The organism is Parvibaculum indicum (genome assembly GCF_011762095.1).
GTDB lineage: Bacteria > Pseudomonadota > Alphaproteobacteria > Parvibaculales > Parvibaculaceae > Parvibaculum > Parvibaculum indicum.
Genome location: NZ_JAASQO010000028.1, coordinates 1 through 7,473, shown reverse-complemented (window position 1 = coordinate 7,473; position 7,473 = coordinate 1). Strand labels below are relative to the sequence as shown.

Here is a 7,473-nt window from a genome sequence, read left to right as displayed (position 1 = left end):
TAGCCTCCATGGAGAAACTCCTTCCCGCCAATCAACGGGAAGCAAAATCAATCATCACCTCAAAATGCGAAAGGTGGGGCTACAACACCGCTTACCAATCTTGCGGATGGTCAGCCATCCGCATGCTTGCGCTCGCGAGACCTGAGGTATGGGCGAAATGAGGCACATCCGAGGCAATCAACAAATCGCCCAGAAATTGCCCAAGCCGGGGTGAGAGTTGGAAGATTGTCGAGTTTTGCGCAGTTTTCCGGGATTTGCCTGAAACCCTGTAGCGTAAATTATTATCCATAATATATATTATCGGCTAAACGGATGTATCGATCAGGAGGCGGTTTCGGGCGTTCGCGGTCGGCTACCCTCCCGTCAGCATCTCATGCGGCAACGAGCCCAGGAGCTGCAGGATCGCGCCGACGACCACGAGGAAGATGCCGAACCGCACGGCCCAGGCGCGGCGGATCCAGTGCGAGATCGGCGGACGGCGGGCTTCCTCGATTTCGGCTTCCAGGCCGGCAAGCAGCAGATCGAACTCGTTTTCCGGATCGACGGTGCCCGGATCCTCGATGCCGAAGCGTTTCAGCAATCCGGCACGGGCTTCCTTCAGCCGGGCGTCGATCCGGCCGGCCATCGGCGTATCCTTCAACTGCTCATAAAGCCGTTTCACCAGAAGCTGGTCGCCATAGCGCGCAAGGCCCAGTTCCAGCCCCCGCTCCACCGCCCGCAGGCGCTCGGCGGGCGTCCGGGCCCGCTGCGCCATGACGCGCCATGCCTGCAGACGCACATCGCGTCCGTCGCTCAAACGTCCGTGGAGATGCTCGGCCTTGCCGAGCCGCCAGTCTGCCTCGAAGGCAGTCCAAAGCTCGAACCCCAGCAGGACGACGCCCACAAGGTCGGTGACGAGGCCCACAAGATTGAGCCAAGGTCCGTATTGAAGAAGAAACTGCCCCACGATTCCGTCCGCCAGCTGCCCATGCAATGAGGGGCAGTTTTCAGCCGCATCGCGGCCCGGATCAAGCGCCGGGACAAAATTCCACGCGATTTCCGGCCGCAAACGCCGTCATCGCAAGCGATCGCGAAGTAATCCAGAGCGCCACGCTCCGGGCTGGATCGCTTCGTCACTTCGTTCATCGCAATGACGACCCAGCCTCAGCTCTCCGGCTTGACCTCGGTCGTGACCGGCTGGTCCGGGAACGCCAATTCGTGGCGTGAGCGCCATTCCGGGATCACGTAATTGACGATGAGCGATTTGCGAACACCGTTGAACCGGCGCGGATGGACGCCGTGCCATGTGTCCGTGCCGGGCACGAAGATGAGCCCTTTGTCGAAGCCGCCCGGCGCGCTGCCGAGACGGTTGCCTTCGCCATCGTAGAGATCGGTGCCCCAACCTTCCGCTTCCGGCGTGTCGGACAGATAAATCAGCATGGTGAAGCGCTTGGCGCCGATATCGGTATGCGGCTCCAGCCAGAAACCTTCGGTGTCCTGGCAATATTCGATGCGCAGATAGGAGCCGCCGAGATCGGCGCCCGTCTTGCGTTCCAGCATGCGCACGGTCGCGGGATGCTGAAAGGCCTCGGCGATTTCCTCGCAGACGAGATGCTCGCGCCGCACATCCGGCGAGAAGAACTGCCGCGACGCATTATGCGTTTCGCGCTTGCCGAGCGTGTCGCCGAGGCTGGGGGCCTCGAAAGGCAGATCCGCCACCGCGTGAGCGGTCGCAGGCGGCAGTGCATCGTCCAGCAGCCAGTGCCGGAAAGGCTCGTTCGCCTCCCTCGCCCGTTCCAGACTGTCGGCAAGGAAGTTCGACAGAAGCTCGTCCTGACGGATTCTGATTTCGATACCCATCTCGCTCACTCATTTCAAAGGCTGACCGGTTATGCACTAAAGAGGCGCGTGAATTTCTTCATGCGCCCGGACAGGCGGTGGCGCGCGGCCTCGCGGTCGCGGCTTTCGATGTCGCGGCAGTAATTGACCATCACGTAGCGGCGCTGGCCGGAGAACGGTTTGTGGCCGTGCCAGGAGTTTTCCTGAACGCGAAAACCGAACAACGTACCGCCCGACGGGGGCACTTCGTCGGCATAGTCCTCGATATCGGAGCCGGAGCGCAGAACGCGCAGGCGACCGCCCTGCTCCGCCCAGGGCTCGTTCAGATAGAGAAGCAGCGTGGCGAGTTTGAAACGGCTGTCAGCGTGGATCTGCCCGTCATGCGGCGCGCAATGACCCCGCACTGTCACAAGCGTCGGACGTCCCGAAAGGTCGATCCCGAGCTTTTCACCCACCGTTTCGCGCAACTCGTCGCCCTCCAGGTCCCGCAGAAGCTTGCCGAAAAGCGGTCCATAAGTGAGCGCATCCGGTAAAAAGAGCCCCGACATGCTCAGCTCCGGGAAATCCCGAATGGCCGCGGCGAGCCGCTCCTCGCTGAGGAAGTTCGGCACCATGAAATGCGGATAGGGAAACTTCTTCGTTTCCGCCGTCTCGACTGCGCTCAGATTGACAAACATGGCCTGCCGCTCCGTTTTCCCGCTCGGGACCTATTCCCTTATTTCTAATGAGGCTATTTACAGCGTCTGAATCGGGCAATGTGGCAAACTGTCAATCGCATGCGACATTGCGGCACTGCCGCGACAACAAAACCGATTGCGCGGGGGCGGATGGATTCTACAGTTTCGGGATGTATTCCATAGCCCCGGGAGACGCCGATGGAGTTCCCTGTTCGACTTGCCTCTTCCCTCCTTCTGGCCGCCTTCCTGTCCGGATGCGACGGGTCCGTCGAACCGAGCGAGGCGGAGCTGGCCGATATACGCGCCGCGACGCAGGAATTCGGCTCGGAGCTGAAAGGCCAGCTTGTGGCCGCCATCAAGGCGTCCGGGCCGGAGGGCGCCATCGGCGTCTGCAAGATTGCCGCTCCGGCCGTGGCCGAGGCCGTCTCCCAGCGGCGCGGGTTTTCCATCGCCCGGACCAGCCTAAAGGTACGCAATCGCGACAATGCGCCGGATGAATGGGAACGCGAGGTGCTGGAAGAGTTCGTGGCGCGCAACGAAGCCGGGGAGAATCCCGCCAACATGGAGAGCTGGGCCGTTTCGGAAGACAAGGCGACCGGCATTCAGGTGTTGCGCTACATGAAGGCCATCCCGACACAGGATGTCTGCACCCTTTGCCACGGCACGGCGATTTCGGAGCCCGTGCGGGAGGCTCTGGCGGCGGAGTATCCCGACGACCGGGCGACGGGCTTCGAGGTTGGCGATATTCGGGGTGCGTTCACGGTGCGGATGGCGCTGCCGCAGTAGAAAACCTCAATCAGGCAAGGGGATGAATTCCTTGTCGTCGCCGGGAATGGTACCGAAGCGCCCTTCCCGCCAGTCGGCTTTCGCCTGCTCGATCCGCTCCTTCGAACTGGAGACAAAATTCCAGTACATATGACGATGGCCGAGCGGCGCGCCACCGAGCAGCATCGCCTGAACGGGTCCGGCGGCGGCGACCGTTGTGTCCTCGCCGGGCTCGAAGACGATCATCTCCCCGCTCGCCGCTTTCCCACCGCCCGCTTCCAGCTCGCCATCCACGACGAAGACCGCGCGCTCTTCATGCTCATCCGGCAAAGCAATGCTGCTTCCTTCGGCAAAGCGGGCATCCAGATAAAAGATCGGGCTGTAAACCGGCACCGGCGATGTGAGGCCGTAGGCTTCGCCTGCGACGATGCGCAGGGAAACCCCGTCTATTTCGCATTCGGGCAGCGCTTCCCTTGGCGAATGATGGAAGCCGGGCTCAACCTCTTCCCTGTCCGCCGGCAGGCCGACCCAGCTCTGGATACCGTGCAGGCGATGCCCCGCGGCGCGGGTTTCCGGCCCGGTCCGCTCGGAATGGGCAATGCCGCTGCCGGCCGTCATCCAGTTCACGGCGCCGGGCCTGATCGTCTGCCACGTGCCGAGGCTGTCGCGATGGTCCTGCTCTCCCTCGAAAAGATAGGTAATGGTGGCCAGGCCGATATGGGGATGCGGCCGGACATCTATCCCCTTGCCCGGGGCGAACTCGACGGGGCCGATATGGTCGAAGAAAACGAATGGCCCTACATGCCGATGCGCGGCCTGAGGCAGAATGCGGGCCACGGTAAGCCCTTCCCCCAGATCGCGGGCGGCGCCCTTGATGATGTCCATGGTCGGCCTCCATCGGTCAAGCGATTGGACAAGGCTAACCGCCTTCCCTACCTTTTGCGCAAAGAAATTACTGCCAATGACGAGTCGAGACATGTCCCTTAAAGCCGCCATTATCCCGGTCACGCCCTTTCAGCAGAACTGCACGCTGATCTGGAACGACGAGACGATGCATGGCGCCGTCAGCGATCCCGGCGGGGATATCGACCGCATTCTGGAGGCCGCCGAGGAGATGGGCGTGACCATCGACAAGATCCTGCTGACGCATGGTCATCTGGACCACGCCGCCGCGGCGGGCGATCTTGCCAAACGTCTCGGCGTGAAGATCGAAGGCCCGCACAAGGACGACCTCTTTCTGATCGAGGGACTGCCGGAACAGGCGGAACGCTTCGGTTTCGGGGCGAAAACCGGTTCCTACCTGCCCGACCGCTGGCTGGAAGAAGGCGATACGGTGGAAGTCGCCGGCCTGACCTTCGAGGTCCATCATTGCCCGGGGCACACGCCGGGCCATGTGATCTTTTTCAGCAAGGAAGCGAAGCTCGCCATTGTCGGCGACGTGATTTTCCAGGGCTCTATCGGGCGGACGGATCTGCCGCGCGGAAACCACGAGCAGCTCATCTCTTCCATCCGCGAGAGGCTCTGGCCGCTGGGCGACGACGTCACCTTCGTGCCCGGTCACGGCCCGCTCTCCACGATCGGCGCAGAGCGGCAGACGAATCCTTTCGTCGCGGATATGAATTTCGGCTGACATACAAATCGAACGCCGTTCGACAAGGAATCTCGCCTGTGACGCAACGTCCAATTGAGATGGACATTCCGTTCATAATCGGTTTCCTTACGGCCTGACACATCGTCAGTTTTTTTCGGAGGCCATCAGGGCGATCCGAACCGGTGAAGAACGAGCCCGAAAAGGGCCGCGCCGGGAAGTAGTAACCTGGGGAGACGCATGTCCAAGAACCGAGTAACGCGCGGACAGATATTCGCTTTCGGCCTTCCTTCCATTCCGATTTCAGCCCTGGGGCTCCCCATCGTCGTCTACCTCCCGCCGTTCTATGCGGAACTCGGGCTCAGCCTGACCGTGGTGGGCACGGTTTTCATGTTCGCGCGTTTCTGGGACGTCTTTACGGACCCCGTTCTGGGCATGGTATCGGACCGTTTTCCGAGCCGCTGGGGACGCCGGCGACACTGGATCGTGGCTTCCATCCCGCTCCTCATGATCCCGACCCTGGCGATCTTCATGCCACCGGAAAGCGTGAGCTGGGTCTATCTCGCAGGCTGGATGGTCGTTCTTTATATCGGCTGGACGCTGATCACGATTTCCCACATGTCCTGGGGCGCGGAGTTGTCCCCGGACTATGACGAGCGCTCTACCATCCAGGGCATGCGTGAATTCCTTCTGATTTTCGGCATGTTCACCGTGCTTGCCCTGCCCGCCGTCATCGAATGGACGACGGATGGCGCGGGACGGCGCGAATCCGTCGAGGCGATGGGCTGGTTCATCCTGATCCTGCTGCCCATCACCATCGGCATTGCGGTCTGGCGGGTTCCGGAATGGAAATCCGCGCCGCACCAGCAGATCGCCTGGCAGAAGGCATGGGGCATCATCCTGAAGAACCGGCTTTTGCAGCGGGTGCTGGTGGCCGACCTGCTGGTCGGCGTCGCACCGGGCATTACGGGGGCGCTCTATCTCTATTTCGCCGGCGATGTGATGCAGTTGCCGAATTTCGCCAGCCTGCTGCTGCTGGTCTATTTCGTGGCCGGATTCATCGGCATTCCGCTCTGGATCCGCGTGAGCCACATGGCCGGCAAGCACAAGACGCTCGCGATTGCGATGGTTTACGGCGCGATCAGCCTGCCGCTGGTGGTGCTCTTTCCGAAGGGCGAATTCTGGTGGCTCTTCATCGGCAATTCGCTTTACGGCATTGCCTATGGCGCGGGCTCGTTCCTGCTGCGCGCCGTCATGGCCGACGTGACGGATTACGACTATCTGGAAACCGGCCAGCAGCGCACGGGTCTTTACTATTCGCTGCTGACCATGACGCAGAAGGTGGGCGCGGCGCTGGCCGTGGGGATCACCTATCCGATCCTCGACCTGATCGGCTTCGACCCGAACGGCACGAACACCGCGGAAACGCTGCACCAGCTGCTGCTGCTCTATGTGACGCTGCCCGCGCTCTTCATGCTGGCGGCGGCGGCCGTGATGTGGCGCTTCCCGCTCGACCGCAAGGGACAGGCCGAGCTGCGCGAGCGCATCAACGCCATGCGTGGCGAGCATGAGGAACATGAGGCGACGGATGCCGCCGCGGCGGTGACGGGCTACGGCACGGCGGGTACAATTTCGGACCGACCCGCCGATTAGGAGTTCGCCTTGTCCGCCGACACGCCCGACCTTTCGCGCATCGACGCCCTTCTCGCCATCATGGCGAAGCTGCGCGATCCGGAAGGCGGCTGTCCGTGGGATCTCGAGCAGGATTTCTCGACCATTGCGCCCTACACGATCGAGGAGGCGTATGAAGTCGCCGACGCCATAGAGCAAGGCGATATGGCGGAACTCCGCGACGAACTGGGAGACCTCCTGTTCCAGGTCGCGTTCCATGCGCGCATGGCCGAAGAGCAGGACGCTTTTGCGTTCGGCGATGTGGTGCGCGCGATCTGCGAGAAGATGATCCGCCGCCATCCGCATGTCTTCGGCGACGAGGAACAGCGCGAAGCCGGGGCCGTCAAAGGCCACTGGGAAGAAATCAAGGCGCAGGAAAAAGCCGGAAAACCGCGGAAATCCTCAAGCATTCTCGACGATGTGCCGCTCTCGCTGCCCGGGCTCACACGGGCGGTGAAGCTGCAGAACCGCGCGGCGCGGGTCGGTTTCGACTGGCCGGATACCTCGCTCGTGATCGACAAGCTCAACGAGGAAATGCTGGAGCTGTCCGCCGAGGTCGCCAAGGGCGGGGATCCGGACCGGCTGGAAGACGAGATGGGCGATCTTCTTTTCGTCTATGCCAATCTCGCGCGGCACATGAAGATCGACCCGGAAAAGGCGCTCAGACGCGCGAACGACAAGTTCCGGCGGCGCTTCGGGCGGATCGAGGAGAAGCTTGCCGCGCAGGGGCGTAAGCCGGAAGACTCGAACCTGGACGAGATGGACGCGCTGTGGGACGAGGCCAAGGCCGAAGAGAGAAAAGCGTGATTGGCGTGCGATCCGGGCAAGAATGAAACAAGGTTCGGGTGAGAAAGAACTGAGCCCACATTCCCCAAGTAAATCGCTGATTTTGCTGTCAGGATCTCAATATTTCCGATATAAATCATGGTGTTGATGGCCGTGAGGGGCGCGTTT

8 protein-coding genes are annotated in these 7,473 nt (G+C 61.8%); 4 read left to right on the top strand and 4 right to left on the bottom strand.

Features of this window, described 5'->3' with window-relative positions; translation table 11 throughout:
* Positions 1-352 precede the first annotated feature (352 nt).
* The 3 genes from FHS78_RS19075 to FHS78_RS19065 all read right to left on the bottom strand — a co-directional run bounded on the left by FHS78_RS19075 (position 353) and on the right by FHS78_RS19065 (position 2,495).
* Positions 353-946, bottom strand: a complete 594-nt coding sequence (locus FHS78_RS19075) for a hypothetical protein (RefSeq protein WP_167096080.1) — start codon at positions 944-946, stop codon at positions 353-355.
* Positions 947-1,143: 197 nt separating this feature from the next.
* On the bottom strand, positions 1,144-1,839 hold the full coding sequence (locus tag FHS78_RS19070; RefSeq protein ID WP_205305398.1) for a 2OG-Fe(II) oxygenase: 696 nt from the start codon (positions 1,837-1,839) through the stop codon (positions 1,144-1,146).
* 29 nt (positions 1,840-1,868) lie between these two features.
* Positions 1,869-2,495 carry a 2OG-Fe(II) oxygenase gene (locus FHS78_RS19065; RefSeq protein ID WP_167096078.1) on the bottom strand — a complete coding sequence of 209 codons (627 nt, stop codon included), beginning with the start codon at positions 2,493-2,495 and terminating at the stop codon, positions 1,869-1,871.
* A gap of 198 nt (positions 2,496-2,693) precedes the next feature.
* Between FHS78_RS19065 and FHS78_RS19060 the strand changes: the two genes are divergently transcribed.
* Positions 2,694-3,281, top strand: a complete 588-nt coding sequence (locus tag FHS78_RS19060) for a Tll0287-like domain-containing protein (protein WP_167096076.1) — start codon at positions 2,694-2,696, stop codon at positions 3,279-3,281.
* 6 nt (positions 3,282-3,287) lie between these two features.
* Here FHS78_RS19060 and FHS78_RS19055 read toward each other — a convergent pair whose 3' ends face one another.
* Positions 3,288-4,145: a pirin family protein gene (locus tag FHS78_RS19055; protein WP_167096074.1), complete on the bottom strand. Its 858-nt coding sequence runs from the start codon at positions 4,143-4,145 to the stop codon at positions 3,288-3,290.
* Positions 4,146-4,236: 91 nt separating this feature from the next.
* On the opposite strand from FHS78_RS19055, the gene FHS78_RS19050 reads away from it, so the two are divergent.
* The 3 genes from FHS78_RS19050 (at position 4,237) to mazG (ending at position 7,326) form a co-directional block, all read left to right on the top strand.
* Positions 4,237-4,890 carry an MBL fold metallo-hydrolase gene (locus tag FHS78_RS19050; RefSeq protein WP_167096072.1) on the top strand — a complete coding sequence of 218 codons (654 nt, stop codon included), beginning with the start codon at positions 4,237-4,239 and terminating at the stop codon, positions 4,888-4,890.
* Between the two features lie 198 nt (positions 4,891-5,088).
* The gene (locus tag FHS78_RS19045; protein ID WP_167096070.1) at positions 5,089-6,501 is read left to right on the top strand and encodes an MFS transporter; all 1,413 of its coding nucleotides are present in this window, start codon (positions 5,089-5,091) and stop codon (positions 6,499-6,501) included.
* Positions 6,502-6,510: 9 nt separating this feature from the next.
* Positions 6,511-7,326 carry a nucleoside triphosphate pyrophosphohydrolase gene (gene mazG / locus FHS78_RS19040; protein WP_281356721.1) on the top strand — a complete coding sequence of 272 codons (816 nt, stop codon included), beginning with the start codon at positions 6,511-6,513 and terminating at the stop codon, positions 7,324-7,326.
* The last annotated feature ends 147 nt before the right edge of the window (positions 7,327-7,473 follow it).